Here is a 21,484-nt window from a genome sequence, read left to right on the forward strand (position 1 = left end):
CATCGCCTAGAATCGTCAGCGCCTAGATATTCAACGAGAGGAAAGACAATGGTCCGCAGCGACATGCTACCCCAGCCGGACCGGGGGCTCGGCCTCGACCGGCCCCAGACCGAGGCATTTCACCGACGAGTTCAAGAGGAAGATAGTCGATCTCCACAACGCCGGAAAGCCCAGGCGCGAGGCCATGGACGAGTGCGACCTCGACAAGAGCACCGTGGAGAGGCGGGTCAAGTCGATAAACGAGACCGGCTCGCCGCGCGCCGCCGACAACCGCACGCCCGAGTAGAACCGGATCCTGGAGCCCGAGCGCGAGAACCGCAGGCTCCGGATGGAGGTCGACGTCTTAAGACGAGCGGCGCCAGCATACGCTCGGAAGTCAGGGCCATGGCGGCCAACGGGGGGGCGCTGCCCCATATCGGCGCAGCGCTGGCATCGAGGCCTTCTGACCTGTGTCAAGATTTCGGACACGCATGCTCGAGAAATCAAGCGGCCATAGGCATGGCCTCGAGCTTGGGCTCGGTTCTCTCGAAGAAGGCCGCCATGGCCTCGGCCGGCACCTTGTAGCCGATCGTCGAGCGGGGCCTTCGGCGGTTGTAGTACGCCTCGATGAACTCGACCACCGCGTGCTTGGCGGAATCCCTGGTCGGGAAGCTGCGCCTGTAGTACATCTCGTTCTTCAGCGTGGCGAGGAACGACTCGGCCACCGCGTTGTCGTGGCAGTTGCCGGTGCGGCTGCAGGACAGCCGCACGTCGTTGTCGCGCGCCCATTCGGCCAGAAGCCTGCTGGTGTACTGGGCGCCGCGGTCGGCGTGGAATATCGCGTTGCCGGCCACGTAGCCGCGCGATTTGGCCGACGCCAGCGCCGAAACCACGATGTCGGCGGTCATGCGCTCGGAGAGCGACCAGCCCACCACCATGCGGGTGTTGAGGTCGATGACCGTCGACAGGTACAGCCATCCCTCGCCGGTGCGCAGGTAGGTGATGTCGCCCACGAGCTTGTAGGTTGGAACGGGACTGGTGAAGTCGCGGCTCACCAGGTCGGGCCGGGGCCTGGCCTTCGGGTCGGGGATGGTGGTGCGCTTCCTGGCGTTGGGCGTGCAGCCGCGTATTCCCAGCTCGCGCATCAGCTTGCGCACCCTGTACAGGGTCAATCCGGAGAACTCGCCGGGCAGGAAGCATTTCACGAACCGGAAGCCGAACCTGCGGTCCGACTCCAGCCACACGCGCCGGACCGCCTCGCGCTCGGCCGACCAGTTTTCTCGCGGGCAGCCGTTGGAGAGCCACGAGTAGAAGCCCGATCGGCTCACGCCGAGCACGCGGGCCATCATTTTCACCGGGAATTCGGCCTTCTCCGCCAACATCATCCGGTAGCACGCGGCTACGCCTGGCTTTTGGCGAAGAAGGCCGCGGCTTTTTTCAAGAAGGCGTTCTCCATCTCGAGCTCGCGTATGCGCCTTTTCGCCTCGCGAAGCTCGCGGTCCTCGGCCTTGGGGTCGGGCCCGCCGGCAAGCTCGCGCCGGCGATTCTGCACCCACTTGTTCACGGTCTTGGAATTCAGGCCCAGTTCTGCGCAGCATTCCGTTATCGGCCTGCCCGTCGAGATGATGTAGTCGGCGGTCTCGCGCCTGAACTCGTCGGTGTACTTGGCGGCTGGGTTGGACATAGCATACCGTCCTCTCGGTCGTCGATGAATGCATTCTAAAGGATTGGGCCTCTAGCATGCGTGTCCGAAAAGACGATACAGGTCAGACAACCCAATCAGACGTCGTCTCGAGCGCGTCCTCTGCACGGTCGAGCGTGCTTCTGGCCTTGGCACCCTGTTTGAACCACGAGCGCAGGTCCTCGAGCGTGCTGCCCGCTGCATACACCTTGATTTTGCGACCGCCTTTCGTGGTCACCGTGCAACGGTCGCCGCTCTCGCTGTTCTCGTGCGCCGTGACCTTCTTGAGGTAATCGCGACGGAACGCCACGACGCGGGCATTGCTGATCTCGATGAACCAATCATCGTCGACAAGCGAAGTGCCCGTGGTACCTCGACTTGCCATCTCCTCGGCGAAGGAGAAGCCGAGTTCGCGCTCCTGCCTGCCGATCTCGAGGATGCCGCGGGCGGGCATGCTGAGCATGAGCAGGGGCAGGAGTCCCCCTATGAACAGGAAGAGGAACGGGACGAGCAAGAGCAGACGAGCACCGGCATCGGTGAAAACAGCCATGAAGGCGATCACGAGCGAGAAGACGAGCGCCATGCCGTTGAAAACAATCGTCAACGGCTTGATGGCAGACCAACACAGGCCCGCCTTGGTCATGGGACCGTCGACGGCGTCCGAGACTTCGATGCCCTCTTCCTCCAGACGGGCGAGGAGGTTGAGCGAGCACACCCCCTCGAGGCTTATCGAGCAGAACTTCCGGTCGCCCTCGAACAGGTCGATCCTCATCATCTGCGTGTGAAGCGTTGCACGGGTGATGTTGCCAAACGTCGTCTCCTTGCGGATGCCGAAGGCGTTACGCGAGAGAATTCGCTCACCGTCCACGTCGATGCGCGGGATGCTCAGCAGGGCCCAGATGGCCATGCCCGCGAGCGCCATAGCGTGACCGAACCACACAAGTTCGTGGTCCCACTCGCCCAACGAGACGCCCTGCCAGACGTAGACACCCAGCATGAGCAGTTCGAACGCGACGGCGCAGCAGGCGATGATCGTGCGAATGGCAGCGGGCATGCGCACCGTGAAGCGATCGAGGCTGTCCGTCGCCTCACTGCGCTCGCGCGCGCCGCGACGGGCGACCCATGCAGTGAGCGGACCGACGATGAACACCACCATCGCCACGCGCAGGAACGATTCGAGTATGTCGCCCATATTAACCACCATCCCAATAGAAAACGTGAATTTGGGAGACTATAGCAGAGCGAAGCGATCTGCACGGCATCGTCCGGGTGTTTTCGGCATACGGTGGAAGCTGGTGGGGGTCGGCGCCGTAACCGGATGCGCATTCGGCCTCGCCAATGCCGTCGGCGGCGAGCTTTTCGCCCGACAGGCCTATCCACTCGTCGTGCATCTGCCGCTTGTCGTCTACCTGTGCGTACGCTATCGCCTGAGTCCGCTGCTCGCCATCCTGGGCGTTACCAGCGCCTACCTGAGCTGCCAGTTTAGCAACTGGATGGGCATCGCCGCATTCGCTGCCACCGATTCGCAAATCGCATATTACGCGGCGCGCATCATCACGACGCTCGGCGTCTTTGCGATCTTGCTGCATTGGGCCAGAGACATCGGTCCGCGCCTGGCGGCCAAAAGCCCCACCGAGTTGGAGATTCTGCTCATCCTGCCGCTCGTCTACTACATCTTCGACTACGCCACCAACGTCTATACCACGCTCTTCCACTCGGGCTCGGTAGTAACCGTTGAGTTTTTGGCGTTCGCCCTCTGCGCGTTCTACCTTATGTTTCTTGCCGTCTACCTTCGCGAATACGAGGCAAAGGAAATCGCCGAGCGCGAGCGCTGGATGCTCGCGACCCGCGACAGCGCGGCCATCAAAGAGCTCGAAGCCTGGCGCCAGTCCGGACGCGAGCTCTCGGTTCTCCGTCACGACATGCGCCACTACCTGCGCGGTCTAGCGGCCCTGATCGAAGAGGGTCACACCGATGAGGCACTCGAGCGCATCGACGCGCTCTGCGAGACCAACGACCGCACCGCCGTGCGCCGCTACTGCGCCAACGAAACGGTCAACATTGCGCTCTCGTCGCTTTCCGCGGACATCAACGCGCACGGCATCACCGCCGACCTGCACGCCGCCGTGCCCGAAACCGTCCACGTGGGCGATGTCGATCTATTCAGTGTGGTATCGAACGCCCTGGACAATGCCATCGCCGCGGCGAGCGCCGCCCCCGAAGGCAAGCGGTTTGTCGACCTGGACCTTCGCTACGAAGACGGTCAGCTTCTATTGCTGGTTTCCAACACGTTTGGCCGTGCGCCGCACATGGTCGACGGCATGCCCGTGGCTCAGCACACTGGGCACGGCTTTGGCACCAAGAGCATTATGCTTGCCGTCGAGCGCATGAACGGCAACTGCCAGTTCCGCATTAACGGCGACCGGTTTGAGCTGCGCGCTGTGATGTAGAAGTACGGCGCCGATCTCGCGGCGCGCCTCGCCCGCCAGGCAATCGCTCGCCGGTGCCGATCCGCTACAGTGGAGCGACCGCCGGGGTCAGCTGCTTGATGTAGGCCCACATGCGCTGCTTGGCCGCTTTGTCGGTCAGCGCCGCCTCAAAGCCATCGAGCGCGAGCACGCGGCGGCCCTGCACATGGGCGACCAGGCCGGGCTTGAGCATGGCGGTGTCGAAGTCATCAATCGCCACGAGCATATCGGCGTAGGTTTCGCGCATGACATCGGCCGCGCTGTTATCGAGCAGCAGCACCGCCTCGGGATCCAGAGCCTCAAGCGCCTCGCGGAACAGCTCGCACGGCAGAGTCTCGCCCACCGCGACCGCTCCGTCACCTGTGCCGGCGACGCTTGCCAGCACGCAAAAATCCTCGGGCGCGTAGCCGATGGCCCCAAGCGCCTTGCGCAGCGCAGCACCGTCCGGACCGGCAGCCAGCTCGCCGCCCGAACGCTCGGCCTCGTCCAAATCGCCTTTGACCAGCACGATCGGCGAGCACGCGTTACCCACGATGCGCACGCCACGGACCGCAAGCGATGTGAGCTCCTGCTCGGCCGCCTGGGCGATGGCTTCTTTTTTCTGGCTTTGTGACGTGGACATGCGCTCTCCAATCGTTTGCGTGCCCACCATTATATAAAAGAGCTGCCCGCGAGTGGTTGCTTTGCGGGCGGCTGGGTATAAGCACGGTCGTACTGAGTTTTACGCGGCCGAGCCGCGTCGTATTATGGAGGTCACCATGGCTGACATTAAGCAGATTACCCCCGAGAACTTCGATTCCATCGTTAACGACAGCCTGCCCGTGCTGGTCGATTTTTGGGCGCCCTGGTGCGGGCCCTGCCGATCGCTCTCGCCCATCGTGGACGAGGTAGCCGATGAGCTGGCGGGCAAGCTTGCCGTTGCCAAATGCAACGTCGACGACAACCAGGACCTGGCCATGAAGTATGGCGTCATGAGCATCCCCACGCTGATTGTGTTTAAGAACGGCGAGGAGATTGACCGCTCGGTTGGCGCTCTGCCCAAGGCGAGGCTGCAGGCGCTGCTGGAGAAGCATCTGTAATACGCTTGTTACTTGCCCGCCGTCCATGAGCGGTTTTGCACCGCTCGCCGGACTGCCGGGTGCGGCGCGTGCGACCATGGATAGTATGGTAGTTACAAACAGCCCCCAGTGAACGGGTGCGAGTCGCACAGACTCGCACCCGTTTTCTTATGCAGCGGCGCGCAGAGCGGGCGTAGTAAAATCTGAATCACTGGATTACCGTCCACACAAGGAGATTTCCCATGCATGATGTTGGAATGAACATGAGCCAGCTTGCCATGAGCGTCAAGCAGGTCGACGACACCATCGAGCTCGCTCACGAGTGGAGCCATCAGTTGCTGCATGCGACCGAGAATTTTGACATGGAGCGCATCGGCGCCAAGCTCGAGGCAGCCATGGCCGCGCTGCACGAGGCCCACGACGCACTCGAGGGCTACGAAGAGGCCATCGAGGCCGACCACAACTCCGTCGGCTCCGTGAAGCTGGTGTAACGTGGCCGAACACGAGCACGGCTGCGGGTACGAGCACGAGCATCCGCACGGGGCGGACGGTGACGCAGGCTGCCACTGTAGTGGCTCCGGCTCCGAGCTGGTCCGCTTTTCGGTTACCGCACCGGACGACCTGCTGCGCCGTTTTGACGAACAGATCGCGCGCCGCGGCGACGTGGCCAACCGCTCCGAGGCCGTGCGCGACCTGATTCGCGCCTCGATCGCCAAGGAGCAGATGCGCACGCCCGATGAGCATGTTATCGGGTCGCTCACCATGATCTACGACCACCATACCGGCGACCTGACGCGCCGTCTGGACGAAGTGCAGCACGACTACACCGACGAGATCGTATCGACCATGCACGTGCATCTGGATCACCACAACTGCTTAGAGATTCTGGCGCTCAAGGGTCGCGGCGAGCGCGTCTACGAACTAGCCGACCGCCTGCTGGGCCTGCGCGGCGTTAAGCACGGTGAGCTCACGTGCGCCGCCACCAAGCAGAGCCTGGGGCTGTAGCGCACCTGTCCCTATTTGGTCGGTTTTGATGAGGGGTGTCGCATGCGACATGTGCATATTCATGTGACGGGCATTGTGCAGGGCGTTGGCATGCGGCCGTTTGTGTATCGCGAGGCCATGGCGCATGGCATTTGCGGATGGGTGCTCAACGCGGGCGACGGCGTGCATATCGAGGCGCACGCTCCGGCCGATGCGCTCGATGCTTTTGTTGCCGCGCTTTCTGCGCATGCGCCTGCGGCAGCCCGCGTAGAATATGTCGAGGTTGTGGACCTGGCAGCCCACGGTTGGGATACCGCCAATGAACAGGGTTTTCGCATCGTAGCATCGCAGGACCAGACCGCGCACACGACGCTCGTCTCACCCGATATCGCCACCTGCGATGATTGTCTGCGCGAGTTGTTCGACCCCGCCGATCGGCGCTATCACTACCCTTTTATCAACTGTACCAACTGCGGACCGCGCTTTACCATCATCCGGTCGCTGCCTTATGACCGAGCGGCCACGTCGATGAATTGTTTTCCCATGTGTCCTGAGTGTGCCGCGGAGTATGCCGACCCACTCGACCGGCGTTTTCACGCGCAGCCCGATGCCTGCTTTGATTGCGGGCCGCATATCACGTGGCGCGAAGCGAGCGTGGGCGGTGAGCCGGGCGAAGCCGCCGCGTTGCCGGCCGTCGGCACCACGCGCGAGACCAGCGACGCCATTATCGACCGCTGTGTTGAGCTGCTGGCCGGTGGCGGTATCGTCGCCATCAAGGGTCTGGGCGGATTTCACTTGGCATGCGACGCTTCCAACGAGCAGGCGGTAGCCGAGCTTCGCCGCCGCAAACGCCGCAGCAACAAACCGCTTGCCGTTATGGTACGCGACCTTGCCGACGCTGAACGCCTGTGCCATGTCAACGACGTTGCACGCGGCTTGCTGGCCGGCAGCATTCGCCCCATTGTGCTGCTGCGCCGACGTGCTGCTTGCGAGAGCGGCGGCTCCCCCGACGCCCTCGCGCTCGCGCCGTCCGTCGCGCACGACCTTCCAGAGCTCGGTGTTATGCTCCCCTACACCCCGCTTCAGCATCTGTTGCTTGCCGCGGCAGAAGCCCGCGGTATGCACGCGCTCGTCATGACCAGCGGAAACCTGAGCGAAGAGCCCATCGAGACCGATGACGATCTTGCCTGGGAGCGCCTCGTTGCCGCCGGCATTGCCGACGCGCTGCTCGGCAACGACCGCGCGATTCTCTCGCGCTACGACGACTCCGTGGTACGCGTGGTCGATGGCGCCGCCATGCCTGTGCGTCGCGCACGCGGATATGCGCCGCAGCCGTTAGCGCTGCCGGCGCTCGACGGCACTGCACCCTGCGTGCTCGCCTGCGGGCCGCAGCAAAAAGCTACGATCGCGCTCACGCGCGAGGACGCCGACGGCCATGTGGCCTGTTTTGTGTCGCAGCATATCGGCGATGTCGAAAACGGCGAGACCTTCGATGCCTGGAACGCCGCGCGCACGCGCTTGGAAAACCTCTTTGACCTGGCGCCTGCCGCCTTGGCATGTGACATGCATCCCAGCTATCTGTCGAGCCAGTGGGCGCGTGAACTGGCACGGAAGCACAATCTGCCGCTTATCGAAGTCCAACATCATCATGCACATATCGCGAGCGTGATGGCCGAGGCCATCGCCGCGGGCCAGCTTACAACCGACGCGCGTGTCCTTGGCATCGCCTTTGACGGCACCGGCGCCGGCACCGATGGGACCATTTGGGGCGGCGAGTTTCTTGTTGCCGGCCTTGCCGATTTTGAACGCGCCGCGCACCTGCGCACCTGGGCGCTCCCCGGCGGGGCGGCCTCCGTGCGCGACGCCCGCCGCAATGCCTTTGCCCTGCTGAGCGAGCTCGGCCTGCTCGAGCACCCGGGTGCCGCGGGGCTATTGGGCGCCCTCGACGAGCAAACGCGCAGCGTGACAGCCACCATGATCGAGCGCGGCATCAACAGCCCGCGTACCAGCAGCATGGGGCGTCTCTTTGATGCCGCGGCGGCAATTCTGGGCATCTGCGACAAGGCAACCTACGAGGGCGAGCCCGCCATCGAACTCGAAGCCGCCGCCTGGCCCGCGCTCGGCGGTAAGACCGTTCGTCTCGACGGCAATCATGCAGGCGTATTCACGTCTGCCGACGACTCCCCCATCTTGGACCCCCAACCGCTCATCGAATCTCTTCTGAATGGAATTGAGGCAGGCACGCCGGCCGACAGGCTCGCCCTCGAGTTTCACATCGCCATTACGCACGCTACGACCCACATCGCGTGCGAGATCTGCAATCGCGAAAACCTCGATACCGTCGCGCTCTCGGGCGGTGTGTTCATGAACCGGCTTTTGCTTCAGCTCCTTACCCACGAACTCAAAGACGCCGGTCTTGCCGTCTTGGTCCCCCATACTGTGCCCGTCAACGACGGCTGCATCGCCTACGGTCAGGCCGCCATCGCTCGCGCTCGCCTCGCGCAGACAGCATCGCGATAGGCGTTTTGCCAGCCTGCGCGCCGCCGTCTCACAGGTGTAACGCGTTTGCTCGTGACTCCCGCGAGCGCTACCATTAACTGATGGGTAATTAGGCGCCTATCCAGCGCAAAACGTATAAAAGGGGAACATTATGTGCCTTGCCGTTCCCGGTAAAGTGGTCAAACGCGACGACGACCTTAAGGCGACCGTCGACATGATGGGCATCGAGCGCCCCGTTTCGCTGCGCCTCGTGCCGACGGCACAGGTAGGCGACTATATTCTCGTGCACGCCGGCTTTGGCATTCAGATTGTCGACGAGCAGGAAGCCCAAGAGACACTCGAGCTCGTCAATACCATGACCGAGCTGGCCGAAGAGGACCAGCTCGCCACTAACCCGGCCGAGGCATACTAGTGGCGGCGGCGCAGCCGGTTCGCTCCGGTATCGACTTTTCGGCATTTCGCGACCCCAAGCTGGCTCGCGAGCTCATCGATCGTATTCATGAGCTTGTCGGCAACCGCAGCATCAACCTTATGGAAGTCTGCGGTACGCATACCGTGAGCATCGGTCGCTATGGCTTTCGCTCCATTATGCCTGCCGGGCTCAAACTGCTGAGCGGTCCGGGTTGCCCCGTCTGTGTTACCGCCAACCGCGATATCGACCATGCAATCGCGCTCGCCAAGATGGACGGCGCCATCATCACCACCTTTGGCGACATGATGCGCGTGCCCGGGTCGTCTACCTCGCTCGCCGCGCAAAAGGCGGCGGGGCGCGATATTCGCATTGTGTACTCCCCGCTCGATGCACTCGATATCGCCGAACACAACCCCGATCGCCCGGTCATCTTTATGGGCGTCGGCTTTGAGACCACGACGCCCACCATCGCCGCCGCCATTTTGGAGGCCGATGCACGCGGACTCCAGAACTTCTCGGTCTATTGCGCCCACAAGACCACGCCGCCGGCGCTGCGCGCCATCGCCAACGATCCCGAGACCACTATCGACGGCTTTATCCTTCCGGGACACGTCGCTACCATCACGGGCCTGGCACCCTTTGGGTTTTTGGTCGACGAGTTCAATACCCCGGGTGTGGTCACGGGATTTGAACCGGTCGATATCCTGCAGGGCATCTGCATGCTGGTCCAGATGGTTGTCGAGAACAGGCCGGCGATCGACAACGCCTACCGCCGTGGCGTCAACGCAGACGGCAACCCCGTGGCGCGCCAGCTGGTCGAGCAGGTGTTTGAGCCATGCGACACCACGTGGCGCGGACTGGGACCGATTGCCAACTCGGGTCTTTCCATCCGGCCCGAATTCGCGCGCTTTGATGCCGGCGCCCGCTTTGACGTACCCATTGAACCGACGGTCGAACCACGCGGGTGCCGCTGCGGCGACGTGCTGCGCGGCGCCATCACGCCGAGCGACTGCCCGCTGTTCGGCCACGCATGTACGCCCGAACATCCCGTCGGACCGTGCATGGTGAGCTCCGAGGGCAGCTGTGCGGCATATTTCCGCTACCGAGGCTGTTAGGTTCCGCCGTTCTAACGAACGGCGGACCGGTCGACGCTGCGCGCCATTCAGGCGAGCGATTTGCCTTTCAATCGTCGGCTGCGGGCAAAAGCCCAGCAGCCTCCTCTTTCAAGGCAACTCACTTCGCCTGAATGGCGCTCGCTGACTTTTACTTAACATCGATTCTGCCACACTCAGCTATTGCCGACCCCCCACGATTGGAGTTTTCGATATGTCCCGTACTGCCACCGATAGCACTGTCCTGTTGGGCCACGGCTCTGGCGGCCAGATGATGAAACGCATCATCGATGAGGTCTTTTTGGATGCCTTTGGGTCGCCCGAACTGCTCGAGGGCAACGATGCCGGCGTCGCTGCGCTGCCCGCGAGCGGGCGCATCGCCATGTCGACCGACAGCTTTGTAGTCTCGCCGCAGTTCTTCCCCGGCGGCAATATCGGCCGACTCGCCGTGTGCGGAACCGTCAACGACGTCGCGACCTCGGGCGCTAATGTGCGCTACCTCTCATGCGGCTTTATCCTCGAAGAGGGCTATCCCATGGACAAGCTGCGCCAGATTGTGCAGACCATGGCCGAAACGGCACATGAGGCAGGCGTGAAGATTATCACCGGCGACACCAAGGTGGTCGAGCGTGGCGGTGCCGACGGCGTCTACATCAATACCGCTGGCGTAGGCGAGGTGCCCGCAGGCGTGACGCTCAGCGGTGCCAACTGCCGGCCCGGCGACGTCATCCTGGTGTCGGGCACACTCGGCGACCACGGCATCGCCATCATGAGCCAACGCGAGGGCCTGGCGTTTTCGAGCACCATCGAAAGCGATGCCGCGCCGCTCAACCACCTGATTGCCGATGTGCTTGCCGCAGCACCCGACACACACTGCTTCCGCGACCCCACGCGCGGTGGCCTGGCCTCGACGCTTAACGAGTTTGCGCAGGCCAGCGGCGTTGCCATGGAGGTCGACGAGGATGCCGTGCCCGTGCGCCCCGACGTGCAGGCAGCCTGCGAGATGCTCGGCTACGATGTGTTGCAGGTGGCAAACGAGGGCAAGATGGTCGCTGTGGTGCCGGCCGAACAGGCAGATGCGGCACTGGCCGCCATGCGCGCCGCCCGCTACGGCGAGCACGCTGCCATTATCGGCCGCGTGCTGCCGCTTGCCGAGGGCGCCCGTCCCGCCGTGCGCATACGCACCGGCTGGGGCTCGACCCGCATCCTCGACATGCTCGTGGGAGAGCAGCTGCCGAGGATTTGCTAACGACAAAGGCTCAGGGCTATTAAAGATATTCAGATTCCAAACACGCCCGGCACGCATGCCCAGTATCATGGGGTGCGTTTTACAACTCAAGCGGCAGGAGCACCCATGGCAGCAGCTTTTTCCCATGTGATCTTTGACCTGGACGGCACCATTCTCAACACGCTCGAGGACCTGGCGGCCGCCGGCAACCATACCTGCGAGATGCACGGCTGGCCCACGTTTGCCGTAGACGAGTACCGCTACAAGGTGGGAAACGGCATGCTCAAGCTGGTCGAGCGCTTTATGCCCGCCGAGTATGCGGGCGACGGCCGTATGTTTGAGCAGACGCTTGCCGAGTTTAGGGCTTACTACGGCGAGCACAAGGAGGACCACACCGCACCGTACGCCGGTACGATCGAGATGCTCGACCGCCTGCGCACCGCGGGCGTGCAGCTTGCCGTGCTCACCAACAAGGACCATGTTTCGGCCGCTCCGCTTATCGAAAAATACTTTGGTTCCGAGCGCTTTGCGCTGGTGCAGGGCCGCGTCGATGCGTTTCCTCCCAAGCCCGAGGCGCCTGTTACGCTGCATGTGATGGAAGAGCTAGGCGCCGACCCGGCAACCACGCTCTATGTGGGCGATTCCAATGTCGATGTTCTGACCGGTCACAACGCCGGCCTCAAGAGCGCCGGTGTCAGCTGGGGCTTCCGCGGCCGCGCAGAGCTGGAGTCCGCCGGCGCCGACTACGTGGTGGACACCCAAGACGAGCTCGCGGCGCTGATTCTGGGCGAGTAGCGGGGCTGTCGCTCAACACGGCTGCATAGATTCTGTCGCGCGGAAAGCGCATCCCGTTTTGCCGCCCCAGAATGGGATGCGCTTTCCGGTTGAGCCTTGTCGGGGAAACGGCATCCCGTTTCAGAGCAATATTCCGGGTCGCACTTTCCACAACCCACCCCATCCGGAAACCGCGACCCGCTATTCGGCCAAATACCGGCTCGTATTTTCCCGAGCATTCGATGCAACGCTGGCGCAAGGAGTGTCCCCAACTGCCGGCAGAAAAGGAACGTCCCCAAGTGCCGCCCCAATGACTACCATGGCAACGCCGCAGGTAGAGGACGGACAGCGAGCGGGCACCAGAGCGAACAAATTGGCATGAAAAGAGGACGGCATAGACCTTCTGGTCATGCCGTCCTCTTTGAATGACAAGTTGTCGCTCTGGTGCCCGCGCAGCGTCGAGCAGTTACGCGGTTCGTAGAACCGCGTAACTCCCCTAGTTCATCATCGCATTCATCATCTCGGTGGTTGCGGAATCGTCAGCAGACCACTCGCCATCGTCATTGGCGGTGTACTTGAAGGTAACCTTGGTGTCCTTGGTCTTAGCGGCCTTGGTCACGTCGACCATGACCTGGCCGGCCATCTTGTACAGGTCGTCCTCGGAAGGCATCGTATCGAGCGCCGCGATCTTCTCCTGATACTGGGTGGCGAAATCTTCAACGATCTTGTTCATGGACTTGCAGGTAATGGTGACATCGGCAGTCGCGGTGCCCTTGTCCTCGTCGACCGTCACATCGCCGATCTTGTAGTCAAAGCCCTCGAGATAGCTCTTGGCATACTCCTTGGGATCGATACCCAGCTGCTCAAACTCGTCGCCCGAAGCCTCTTCCAGACCGGAAAGGAAGTCATCGCCGCCGTTCTTGATCTCGTCGAACTGGCTCGTAAGGTCGTTGGTGATGAGCTCCTCCACCGAAGGCCCTCCGCAGCCGGAAAACAGGACCACGCACGCAACCAAGACGGCCATGAGGGGCGCAAGCAGCAGCTTCTTTTTCATGTTGTTCCTCCAAACAAGCGGCGCCGCGTTCCCTGCGCAGCGCACGTCGTAACAGCAAGTCCATATTAGCGGCCAGGCCCAACCCCCTGCGTCACAAAAGCGCAGGCGGCTCAATTTGACGAACGAACGGCCTATAAAGCAAGCCCCCTGCAATAAAATGCGCCCACTCGGCCCATTAAAAAAGGGCGGCCGGATAACCCGACCACCCCAAAACACCCTTATGTTGCCGCAGACTACTTGCGGACGACCTTGACGATGGCATCGCCAGCGGAGACAGCGGAGTCAGCCTCGACGGCGAGCTCGACGTCGGCGAACTCGGCGGTGTTGGACACAGCCACGACGACGCAGTCCTTGTAGCCGGCAGCGGCGATCTTGGCGCGGTCGATCTTGAGCATGGGCTGGCCAGCCTTAACGACATCGTCGGCCTTGACGAAGCCCTCGAAGCCGTCGCCGTTCATGTTGACGGTATCGACGCCAACGTGCACCAGAACCTCGATGCCGCTATCGGACTGCAGACCCACGGCGTGACCCATGGTGACGGTCACCTTGCCGTCGCAGGGAGCGTAGACCAGATCGTCCTCGGGCCACACAGCGCAGCCCTTGCCCAGAACCTCGCCGCCAAAGACGGGATCGGGCACGTCGGCCATCTTGATGACCTTGCCCTTGACGGGCGAGCACAGCACGTCGGCGCCGGCAGAAGCAGAGATGGAGGCCGGAGCAGCGACAGCCGCGGGCTCAGCCTTCTTCTTGAAGATATCAAACAGACCCATACGTTTTCTCCTCTTGATTAAGCGCAACGTTATGCGCATGCCTATGGTGATTATAGTGCCAAATGGTTCAAATGCTAAGGTGGGGACTCGAATCGCGAGCCCATCCCAACGCTTTTCCCCGGTGGCACTCATATTGTCGATTAATCCAGGCCCTCGGCACCGTTGGACTTGATGATCTTCTGGTAGGCGTAGAAGCTGTCCTTGCGGCGTCGCTCGTAGGTACCGGTGCCGTCGTCGTACTTATCGACGTGGATGAAGCCATAGCGCTTGCGCATCTCGCCGGTGCCGGCGGACACCAGGTCGATGGGACCCCACCAGGTGTAGGCGATCAGGTCGACGCCGTCGGCAATGGCCTCGCCCATGGCCTTGATGTGGCTGCGCAAGTAGGCGATACGGTACGGGTCGTGGATGGAGCCGTCCTCCTCGACCTCGTCGTAAGCGCCCATGCCGTTCTCGACCACCATCAGCGGAATCTCGTAGCGGGCGTAAATCTCGTTGAGGGCGATGCGCAGACCCAGCGGATCGATCTGCCAGCCCCAGTCGGTGGACTCCAGATAGGGATTCTTGCCGCCAAAGGTCATGTTGCCCTCGGTCATCTCGTGATCCTTGTGGGTGCCCACGGTGCCGGACATGTAGTAGCTAAAGGTGTAGAAATCGACCTTGCCGTCGGCGATATCCTGCAGGTCGCCGTCCTCCATCACGAGCTCAACGTCATTCTCGGCCCAAAAGCGCTTGGCGTAGAACGGATACTTGCCGCGCACCTGCACGTCGGAGCAGTACCAGTTCATGGTATTCATCTCCTGCTGCGTGGCGAACACGTCGGCCGGATCGCACGTGGCGGCATAGGAGAGGATGAAGCAGCCCATGTTGCCCATCTTAAACTGCGGATAGTGCTCGTGGGCATAGCGCACGACGCGGCCGCTGGCGACAAACTGGTGATGCAGGGCCTGCATACGGGCCTGCGGCGTAGTATGGACCGCCGAAGCCGGACCCTCAAAGCCCTGAATCATGCTGGTCTCAAAGAGGTTGCCAATGTCCTGAGTACCGCAGTTGATCTCGTTGAAGGTGAGCCAGAACTTGACCTTGTCCTGATAGCGGTCGAAGACGGTCTGGCAGTACTTCTCAAAGAAGCCGATGAGCTCGCGGCTCGCCCAGCCGTTGTACTTCTCGACCAGGTGATAAGGCATCTCGTAGTGCGACAGGGTCACGAGCGGCTCGATATTGTGAGCGCGCAGGCAGTCGAAGACGCGATCGTAGAAGGCGAGGCCGGCCTCGTTGGGCTCGGCGTCATCGCCGTTGGGGAAGATGCGGCTCCAAGAGATGGACATGCGGAACATGTTGAAGCCCATCTCGGCGAACAGCGCGATATCCTCCTCGTAGTGATGGTAGAAGTCGATACCGTCATGATTGGGGTAGAAGCGGTTAGGGTCGATGTCGATCGTAATCTGGCGCGGCTCCTTGTAGCTGCCACCCAAGAAGTGGTCGTCGACCGACGGACCGCGGCCGTCCACGTTCCAAGCGCCCTCAAACTGATTGGCGGCCGTGGCGCCGCCCCAATAGAAACCCTCGGGGAACTTGATGTTTGCCATGAGCATCTCCTTTGCATTGCGGGTCGATAGGCCGAGTATCGCCCACGCACGCGACAGGCAGGGGCAGGGGTGCCAAACCCGACACTTCTTTTCGCAGACGCGCGCTGCAACAGCGCTGCAGCTGAAACTTTTTGACACCGAAGGAGCGAAGACGATCCGCCCCGCGCTTACCGGCGGTATGCCGCGGGGGTGCAGCCATACTTGTCGTGAAACTTACGGTAGAAGAAGCTCATGTTTTCATAGCCCACCGCATGCGCAGCCGCCCCGGCCGTGGTGCCGCCGCGCAGAAGCTCGGCCGCATGTACCAGGCGTCGCTCCTGCACAAGCTGCCTAAAGGTCTTGCCCACATGCCGCTTAAGGAGCGCCGTCGCATAATTAGGGCTCAAGCCAAACTCCGCCGCCATCCCCTCGAGGGAGCACGCGGCGAATTCGCGATCGATATAGCCGAGCATTCCCGTCACCAGGGCAGTGGGCCCCGCCGCGCCGTCCGCCGCGCCGCGCACCAGCTCGCGCTCGTAGCAATCCATGAGCTCGGCCAAAAACAGCTGAAACAGACGCAAGACGATCTCGGGACCGTTGGGGCTCGGGTCGTACAGCTCGCAGAGCATCTCCTGCATGTAGCGCCGAATCCGACGGCTCTCGCCGCAATGAAAACGGACATGGCCCCGATGGTCCGTCTCGCTGTTGAGCGCGTTGAACAAAAACCGCGAGACCGCGCTCTCGCGCGAGAGGCTCGACTCGAGACTCCGGCGCAAAAAAGAGCGTGAAACGGTCATGCTCAGCATGATGTCGTCCTCGCCGAGCGCCGCCACGGCATGAGGGCAAAGGGCGTCGAGCAAAAGCACCTCGTTGCGGCGCAACTCGAGCCTCTCCCCCGCCACCGTCTGCGGGCAGCGCCCGCGATACACATAGCTCATCTCCACGTAATCATGCACGTGCTCGGGAACTGCATTAAAACGCGAGTTTTTCCTTATCGTCAGGCCACGCGGCATGCCGGGCTGGGCATAGGCAAACCCTGGCTGCCCAATCTTGCGCACTGGGCATCCGTCGATTTCGACATGCTCGGTCATAATCGACCAATCAAATGCCATGCCGTCTTTATAAGCGATCTCACTGGCGCTCAGTTCGCTGAGCCTACGCTCGAGCTCGTCGATCTCCATGGCTTGCCAATCGTTGATTTGGTCATAGTTCGTCGTGATTCAGATATTAGCAGAACGCGCCGACGCGTCCATAATCTGTGCTATGCAGCAGATCGATCGAGCCAAGGAGGATCCATGACCGCGTACTATCAGCAGGTGCTCGAGGGCACATACGACAACCACGTGCTTCCGTTTTTGTGGATGAAGGGCGAGAGCCATAAGACCATTGCCGAGTATCTGGAAAAGATCGCCGGCGCCGACATCCACGAGGTCTGTCTCGAAAGCCGCCCACACCCCGATTTTTGCGGCGAGGGCTGGTGGCGCGACTTGCGCTTTGTCATTGACGAGTGCAAGCAGCTGGGCCTTAAGCTCTGGATCTTGGACGACGCACACTTCCCCACGGGCTTTGCCAACGGCGCCGTCAAGGAGGCCGTGCCCGAGCTCCGCAAGATCGTGCTCACGCACCGCACGTTCGACATCGTGGGCCCCACGTCCGCCGCGAGCATCGCGCTCGCCAACATGCTCGACAAAACGGAGCGCTTCTACGGCGTGACATTTATGCAGGACGGCAGCCCCGTCGACGTCGCTTACCGAGTAATCGACGATGCAGACGGCAACCCCAGCCGCCTGGTCTTCGATGCACCTGCGGGCCTCACGCAGGCATGCGTGATGTTCACGAGCGGCAAGACCTCCTACAACGAGGACTACATCAATATGGTCGACCGCGCCTCGGTGGCGCAGCTCATCGATGCTGTCTACGAGCCGCATTTTGAGCATCTGGGCGATGAGTTTGGCAAGACGATCCTGGGCTTTTTCTCCGATGAGCCCGGATTTGCCAACGAGAAGGGCACCACGGGCCCCGATGGCATCTCGGACACGCTCATCGGCAAGGCCACCGCGCCCCTACCCTGGTCGGCCGAGCTTGAGCGTCGCCTGCGCGCGGCACTGGGCGAGCGCTACCTGGCCGAGCTCCCGCACCTGTGGGACCGCGAGCCGGCCGGCGCGCACGTACGCCACGTCTATATGGACATCGCGAGCACCCTCTATAAGGAGTGCTTCTGCGACCAGCTCGGAGACTGGTGCCGCGCGCGCGGCGTGCAGTACATCGGCCACGTTATCGAGGACAAGGACTGCCACGCGCGCCTGGGCGTGGGCGCCGGGCACTACTTCCGCGCCGTGGGCGGTCAGGACATGGCGGGCGTCGACATCGTGATCAACCAGCTGGTACCCGGCATGGACCGCGGCCTTCACAGCTACGGACGCGGCGTGTGGGACCTCGAGTTCTATAACTACGTGCTGCCCAAGCTGGGCTCCTCGGCAGCACACCTCGATCCCAAAAAGCAGGGGCGCTGCATGGCCGAGGTCTTTGGCGCATTTGGATGGCACGAAGGCCTGCGCGAGATGAAGTGGATCGCCGATCATTTTTTGGTGCGCGGCGTCAATTGGTTTGTGCCGCATGCCTTTAGCATGGCCGCCTTCCCCGACTGGGACTGCCCGCCGCATTTCTATGCGCATGGCCAAAACCCCCAGTTTGCACACTTTGGGCAGCTCATGAGCTACATGAACCGTACGGCGAGTCTGCTGAGCGGCGGGCGTGCAACGACCCCGGTGGCGCTTCTCTACCATGCGGACGCCGAGTGGGCAGGCGAGGCGAACTTTATGCAGCATGCCGCCTCCGAGCTTATGCGCGCGCAGGTCGACTTTGACATCGTGCCGGCAGAGGCATTTGAGGACGCAGGGCGCTATGCCGTTGAAATTGCCGCAGACGGTAGCGGCTTTAGCGTGAACGGCCAGGCATACCGCTGCCTGGTGATGCCCGGAGCCGAGTTTGTCGGCGGAGCCGTGCTCGACTTTGCCGCGCGCGCCGCAGCCGCAGGTGTTGCCGTGTACGCGCTGGATGAGTTGCCGAACAAGCGCTACGACGGCGACACTGCAGGCCGCGAGGGCTTTGCCTCCCTGGATGCAACCGCGCTCGCCGGCATCAAACTCCTGGCGACCACCGAGCTCGCAGGCACATTTGCCAATACCGGCATGCAGACCGTGGTTTGCGCCGGGCCCCAGCCCTGGCTGCGCGCACTGCGCTACGAGCGGGCGGGCGAGAGCTATCTGATGCTCGTCAACGAGCATCCCAAGCAGGGTATCTCCACTCAGGTTGCGCTTGCCGACGGCACACCCGTTGCAGGCGCGCGCCTCGACCTGCTCAACGGCACCGAGCCCGCCGCCTTTGACGGCACGCTCGAGTTGGCTCCCTACGAGAGCTGCATCGTGGTCCTTGGGGCTACAGGTTCCGCCGGCGCGGCAACCGTTGGAGACGAAGCCGCATGCATCGACGGGCCCTGGGCGGTTGCTTTCTCTGCCCCTGGCACCGATGCCTTTGGCGAGCCTGTTGAGCTTGCAGACCTGCACGACCTTTCCTCGGCCGAGTTCCCCGGCAAGGCCGGCACATTCCGCTACCGGGCTTCCTTTGTCCTGGGCGAAGCGGCCACCCGCACCGTCATCGACCTTGGCGAGGTCTTTGAGACCGCAACCGTCGCCCTCGACGGCAAATCCCTCGACACCCGTATCTGTCCGCCTTACCGCTTTGAGGCCGGCGCGCTTTTGGCCGGTGAGCACGCGCTTACGATCGACATCATCAACACCCTCGACCATGCCGTCCCCGACGTGTTCGGCATGACCGAGCCCTCCGAGCCCAGCGGCCTCTTGGGCCCCGTACGCGTGCTCGGGTAACGCCCCGGGCGCAAACGGCCCAACAAGGACAGCGCCCTATGTTGAGTCCGCGCAGCGTCGAGCGGTCCGTCGTTCATAGACCGGCGGACCAAAACTCCCAGCCAAGCCGAACGTTTTATTTATCGCTATGATTGGTTTATCGCGACGCAAACGCATAGGAGCCATATGGATATCAGGCGAAAGATCACGCAGGGCAAAAGCCTCACCCCCACCGAGCAACAACTTGGGCAAACGGCGCTCGCCATGGGCGAGGATGTGCGCGGGCTTTCCATTAAGGAATTTGCCGCGCGCGCCAACGTTTCGGTCGCGAGCGTGCACCGTTTTTGCAAAAAGCTCGGCCTCGAGGGATTCAAAGACCTCAAGGTCGAGCTCATCCGCCAGGCGACCGATGCGGGCAACCGGCGCGACGTGGACATCAACTTTCCCTTCGATGCCACCTCCACCCCTGCGCAGGTCATGGAGCGCATGGAGGGGCTCTACCAGACCACTTTGGCCGAAACGCAGGAGCTGCTCGACCCTGCACAGCTCAACCACGCCGCCAAGCTCATCATGCGCGCCGGCACCGTGGACATCTACACGGGCTCGCATAACCTATATCCAGCGGGAATGTTCCGCGATCGCCTGCTTTCCGCCGGCAAAAGCGCGACGTGCCACGACAGCGTCGAGGCGCAGGTGCGCACGGCGCTCGCCTCGGGTCCCGACCATGTGGCAATCATCATCTCCTACAGCGGCCTTGCCCCCAACCTCAAGGAGATCTTGCCGATCCTTAGCAGTCGACATGTCCCGGTCATCGTCATCGGCACGCCGTACTGTGCCCGCATTCACCCCGGCTTTGCCGCCTATCTCACGGTAAGCGACCACGAGAGCATGACGCACCGCATCACGCAGTTCGCCAGCCATATCGCCGTGCAATACGTACTCGATTCGCTCTATAGCAGCTACTTTGCCAAAGATTACGCCCGCTGCTCCGAGTTCTTAGAGCGCTCGTTCCCCTACACCCGCCTGCCCGGACTCAAATAGCGACGAGCGTGGATTTTTGGACACTCAGATAACGAGCGTGGATAATCTCCCACTTTGAGCCTGCATGCGGCCCAAAAACGGGAGATTATCCACGCTCATTTTGGGTCCCCCGGGAAACGCATGAGGAGGGCGGATAGACAGCCGTTATTTGCGAGGCGTCAGCGACGTAAAGAGCCCGTGTTGGTTGCAGTAAAGATATATCCTGCCGCGCCCGGTAATATGGAAGCGCGGCTGCACCGATTGCTCTGGATAGAGCTTCTTAAAGCAGATGCCGTCCATAGTCGCATATGCCACAAAGCTAATGTAGTGATCCTTGGTCATGGGATGATCGAGCGTGACGTACCAATCGTCCTCGATGCGCTCGATGGAAAAGGCGTGGTCCGCGTCCGGCTCTTCGGCCTCCTGGGGAAACATCGTGGAGCCACAGCAGCTAAAGCTGCCTTCTCCGAGCGCGTGCACAACGTTTCCGCAGATAGGGCAAACGTAAAAGACGCCTTTGAGCATATTGCCTGCACGGTTGGCGTTGGCCCGAATGTCACCAGCCAAAAGCTCAGCCACGCTTATGCCGAGTCTCTGGGCCAAAGGCTCAACGAGGGAAATGTCGGGAAGGCCGCGGCCGGATTCCCACTTGCTGACGGCTTTATCGGTCACGCCAAGGCTTTCCGCCAGGGCGCGCTGGGTGAGGCCGCGCTCTTCGCGCAGCTGCTTGATGGCATGCGCTGCCAAAAAAGTATGGGAGGCATTAGTTTGCCGTGTCTGGTTCATGGGCTGTCCAATCAAATTGAAGAAATGGAGTGAACCGGTTCGACAGTCAGTATCCATTTGAAGGCCAGGCTCGACAACCTACGCTGCGTAGACATGCGCCAATCGAACGAGTGCGGATTTTGGACGCTCATCCTAAGTAGTCATTTAAGAACGTCCATTACAGTCGAAATTGTCAGCCCGGGACCGTCTCGGGCTACGATTGAGGCGCGCCCAGAACGGGCCGCC

19 protein-coding genes and 1 pseudogene are annotated in these 21,484 nt (G+C 62.1%); 11 read left to right on the plus strand and 9 right to left on the minus strand.

Translation table 11 applies throughout. The annotated features are described in order from the left end of the window. Window positions 1-482 precede the first annotated feature (482 nt). From AQ996_RS02715 to AQ996_RS02725, 3 genes and pseudogenes are all read right to left on the minus strand, one after another. Complete coding sequence (locus AQ996_RS02715) at window positions 483-1,535, minus strand: IS3 family transposase (RefSeq protein ID WP_172674593.1); 1,053 nt, start codon at window positions 1,533-1,535, stop codon at window positions 483-485. Beyond that, window positions 1,439-1,663, minus strand: a pseudogene (locus AQ996_RS10070) (transposase); the annotation flags it as partial. The gene AQ996_RS02715 and the pseudogene AQ996_RS10070, both read right to left, overlap by 97 nt. An 82-nt stretch (window positions 1,664-1,745) precedes the next feature. After that, on the minus strand, window positions 1,746-2,852 hold the full coding sequence (locus AQ996_RS02725; RefSeq protein ID WP_055250822.1) for a hypothetical protein: 1,107 nt from the start codon (window positions 2,850-2,852) through the stop codon (window positions 1,746-1,748). 103 nt (window positions 2,853-2,955) lie between these two features. Here AQ996_RS02725 and AQ996_RS02730 point away from each other — a divergent pair, with 103 nt between their 5' ends. Beyond that, window positions 2,956-4,110 (plus strand): sensor histidine kinase, encoded by a 1,155-nt coding sequence (locus AQ996_RS02730; RefSeq protein ID WP_055250824.1) that lies wholly within the window; start codon window positions 2,956-2,958, stop codon window positions 4,108-4,110. Window positions 4,111-4,174: 64 nt separating this feature from the next. Here the strand turns inward: AQ996_RS02730 and AQ996_RS02735 are convergent, their stop codons facing one another. Beyond that, window positions 4,175-4,750, minus strand: a complete 576-nt coding sequence (locus AQ996_RS02735) for a hypothetical protein (RefSeq protein WP_055250826.1) — start codon at window positions 4,748-4,750, stop codon at window positions 4,175-4,177. 136 nt (window positions 4,751-4,886) lie between these two features. Between AQ996_RS02735 and trxA the strand changes: the two genes are divergently transcribed. From trxA to AQ996_RS02775, 8 genes are all read left to right on the plus strand, one after another. Continuing rightward, window positions 4,887-5,207: a thioredoxin gene (trxA, locus tag AQ996_RS02740; RefSeq protein ID WP_055250861.1), complete on the plus strand. Its 321-nt coding sequence runs from the start codon at window positions 4,887-4,889 to the stop codon at window positions 5,205-5,207. A 221-nt stretch (window positions 5,208-5,428) separates the two neighbouring features. Continuing rightward, window positions 5,429-5,677: a hypothetical protein gene (locus AQ996_RS02745; RefSeq protein ID WP_006235225.1), complete on the plus strand. Its 249-nt coding sequence runs from the start codon at window positions 5,429-5,431 to the stop codon at window positions 5,675-5,677. Between the two features lies 1 nt (window position 5,678). Continuing rightward, entirely contained in the window at window positions 5,679-6,191 is a 513-nt protein-coding gene (nikR, locus tag AQ996_RS02750; RefSeq protein WP_118205863.1) for a nickel-responsive transcriptional regulator NikR, read from the plus strand. A gap of 42 nt (window positions 6,192-6,233) precedes the next feature. After that, a complete protein-coding gene (hypF, locus tag AQ996_RS02755) occupies window positions 6,234-8,690 on the plus strand; it encodes a carbamoyltransferase HypF (protein ID WP_055250828.1) in 2,457 nt (818 codons plus the stop codon). 130 nt (window positions 8,691-8,820) lie between these two features. Beyond that, window positions 8,821-9,081, plus strand: a complete 261-nt coding sequence (locus AQ996_RS02760; protein ID WP_055250830.1) for a HypC/HybG/HupF family hydrogenase formation chaperone — start codon at window positions 8,821-8,823, stop codon at window positions 9,079-9,081. After that, window positions 9,081-10,196: a hydrogenase formation protein HypD gene (hypD, locus tag AQ996_RS02765; protein ID WP_148315816.1), complete on the plus strand. Its 1,116-nt coding sequence runs from the start codon at window positions 9,081-9,083 to the stop codon at window positions 10,194-10,196. Before AQ996_RS02760 ends, hypD begins: the two co-directional genes overlap by 1 nt. A 211-nt stretch (window positions 10,197-10,407) precedes the next feature. Beyond that, window positions 10,408-11,442, plus strand: a complete 1,035-nt coding sequence (gene hypE, locus AQ996_RS02770) for a hydrogenase expression/formation protein HypE (protein ID WP_055250832.1) — start codon at window positions 10,408-10,410, stop codon at window positions 11,440-11,442. Window positions 11,443-11,547: 105 nt separating this feature from the next. After that, on the plus strand, window positions 11,548-12,216 hold the full coding sequence (locus AQ996_RS02775) for an HAD family hydrolase (RefSeq protein WP_055250834.1): 669 nt from the start codon (window positions 11,548-11,550) through the stop codon (window positions 12,214-12,216). 475 nt (window positions 12,217-12,691) lie between these two features. Here the strand turns inward: AQ996_RS02775 and AQ996_RS02780 are convergent, their stop codons facing one another. The 4 genes from AQ996_RS02780 to AQ996_RS02795 all read right to left on the minus strand — a co-directional run bounded on the left by AQ996_RS02780 (window position 12,692) and on the right by AQ996_RS02795 (window position 16,768). Continuing rightward, window positions 12,692-13,249 (minus strand): hypothetical protein, encoded by a 558-nt coding sequence (locus tag AQ996_RS02780; protein ID WP_055250836.1) that lies wholly within the window; start codon window positions 13,247-13,249, stop codon window positions 12,692-12,694. Window positions 13,250-13,482: 233 nt separating this feature from the next. Next, window positions 13,483-14,019, minus strand: a complete 537-nt coding sequence (locus AQ996_RS02785) for a PTS sugar transporter subunit IIA (protein WP_055250838.1) — start codon at window positions 14,017-14,019, stop codon at window positions 13,483-13,485. Between the two features lie 140 nt (window positions 14,020-14,159). Further along, window positions 14,160-15,608: a glycoside hydrolase family 1 protein gene (locus AQ996_RS02790; protein WP_082435492.1), complete on the minus strand. Its 1,449-nt coding sequence runs from the start codon at window positions 15,606-15,608 to the stop codon at window positions 14,160-14,162. A 167-nt stretch (window positions 15,609-15,775) separates the two neighbouring features. Beyond that, the gene (locus tag AQ996_RS02795; RefSeq protein WP_055250840.1) at window positions 15,776-16,768 is read right to left on the minus strand and encodes an AraC family transcriptional regulator; all 993 of its coding nucleotides are present in this window, start codon (window positions 16,766-16,768) and stop codon (window positions 15,776-15,778) included. A gap of 114 nt (window positions 16,769-16,882) precedes the next feature. Between AQ996_RS02795 and AQ996_RS02800 the strand changes: the two genes are divergently transcribed. Both AQ996_RS02800 and AQ996_RS02805 read left to right on the plus strand, forming a co-directional pair. Continuing rightward, window positions 16,883-19,474 carry a hypothetical protein gene (locus tag AQ996_RS02800; RefSeq protein WP_055250841.1) on the plus strand — a complete coding sequence of 864 codons (2,592 nt, stop codon included), beginning with the start codon at window positions 16,883-16,885 and terminating at the stop codon, window positions 19,472-19,474. Window positions 19,475-19,639: 165 nt separating this feature from the next. After that, on the plus strand, window positions 19,640-20,494 hold the full coding sequence (locus AQ996_RS02805) for a MurR/RpiR family transcriptional regulator (protein ID WP_055250844.1): 855 nt from the start codon (window positions 19,640-19,642) through the stop codon (window positions 20,492-20,494). A gap of 144 nt (window positions 20,495-20,638) precedes the next feature. On the opposite strand, the gene AQ996_RS02810 is transcribed toward AQ996_RS02805, so the two are convergent. Further along, entirely contained in the window at window positions 20,639-21,259 is a 621-nt protein-coding gene (locus AQ996_RS02810; protein ID WP_055250846.1) for a helix-turn-helix domain-containing protein, read from the minus strand. Window positions 21,260-21,484: the final 225 nt, after the last annotated feature.

The organism is Collinsella aerofaciens (assembly GCF_001404695.1).
GTDB classification, from domain to species: Bacteria; Actinomycetota; Coriobacteriia; order Coriobacteriales; family Coriobacteriaceae; genus Collinsella; species Collinsella aerofaciens_E.

Coding starts and splice junctions, on each gene's coding strand:
- AQ996_RS02725 (WP_055250822.1), bottom strand. CDS start 2,852: ATGGGCGACATACTCGAATCGTTCCTGCGCGTGGCGATGGTGGTGTTC.
- AQ996_RS02735 (WP_055250826.1), bottom strand. CDS start 4,750: ATGTCCACGTCACAAAGCCAGAAAAAAGAAGCCATCGCCCAGGCGGCC.
- trxA (WP_055250861.1), top strand. CDS start 4,887: ATGGCTGACATTAAGCAGATTACCCCCGAGAACTTCGATTCCATCGTT.
- AQ996_RS02745 (WP_006235225.1), top strand. CDS start 5,429: ATGCATGATGTTGGAATGAACATGAGCCAGCTTGCCATGAGCGTCAAG.
- hypF (WP_055250828.1), top strand. CDS start 6,234: ATGCGACATGTGCATATTCATGTGACGGGCATTGTGCAGGGCGTTGGC.
- AQ996_RS02760 (WP_055250830.1), top strand. CDS start 8,821: ATGTGCCTTGCCGTTCCCGGTAAAGTGGTCAAACGCGACGACGACCTT.
- hypE (WP_055250832.1), top strand. CDS start 10,408: ATGTCCCGTACTGCCACCGATAGCACTGTCCTGTTGGGCCACGGCTCT.
- AQ996_RS02775 (WP_055250834.1), top strand. CDS start 11,548: ATGGCAGCAGCTTTTTCCCATGTGATCTTTGACCTGGACGGCACCATT.
- AQ996_RS02780 (WP_055250836.1), bottom strand. CDS start 13,249: ATGAAAAAGAAGCTGCTGCTTGCGCCCCTCATGGCCGTCTTGGTTGCG.
- AQ996_RS02785 (WP_055250838.1), bottom strand. CDS start 14,019: ATGGGTCTGTTTGATATCTTCAAGAAGAAGGCTGAGCCCGCGGCTGTC.
- AQ996_RS02790 (WP_082435492.1), bottom strand. CDS start 15,608: ATGGCAAACATCAAGTTCCCCGAGGGTTTCTATTGGGGCGGCGCCACG.
- AQ996_RS02795 (WP_055250840.1), bottom strand. CDS start 16,768: ATGGAGATCGACGAGCTCGAGCGTAGGCTCAGCGAACTGAGCGCCAGT.
- AQ996_RS02800 (WP_055250841.1), top strand. CDS start 16,883: ATGACCGCGTACTATCAGCAGGTGCTCGAGGGCACATACGACAACCAC.
- AQ996_RS02805 (WP_055250844.1), top strand. CDS start 19,640: ATGGATATCAGGCGAAAGATCACGCAGGGCAAAAGCCTCACCCCCACC.
- AQ996_RS02810 (WP_055250846.1), bottom strand. CDS start 21,259: ATGAACCAGACACGGCAAACTAATGCCTCCCATACTTTTTTGGCAGCG.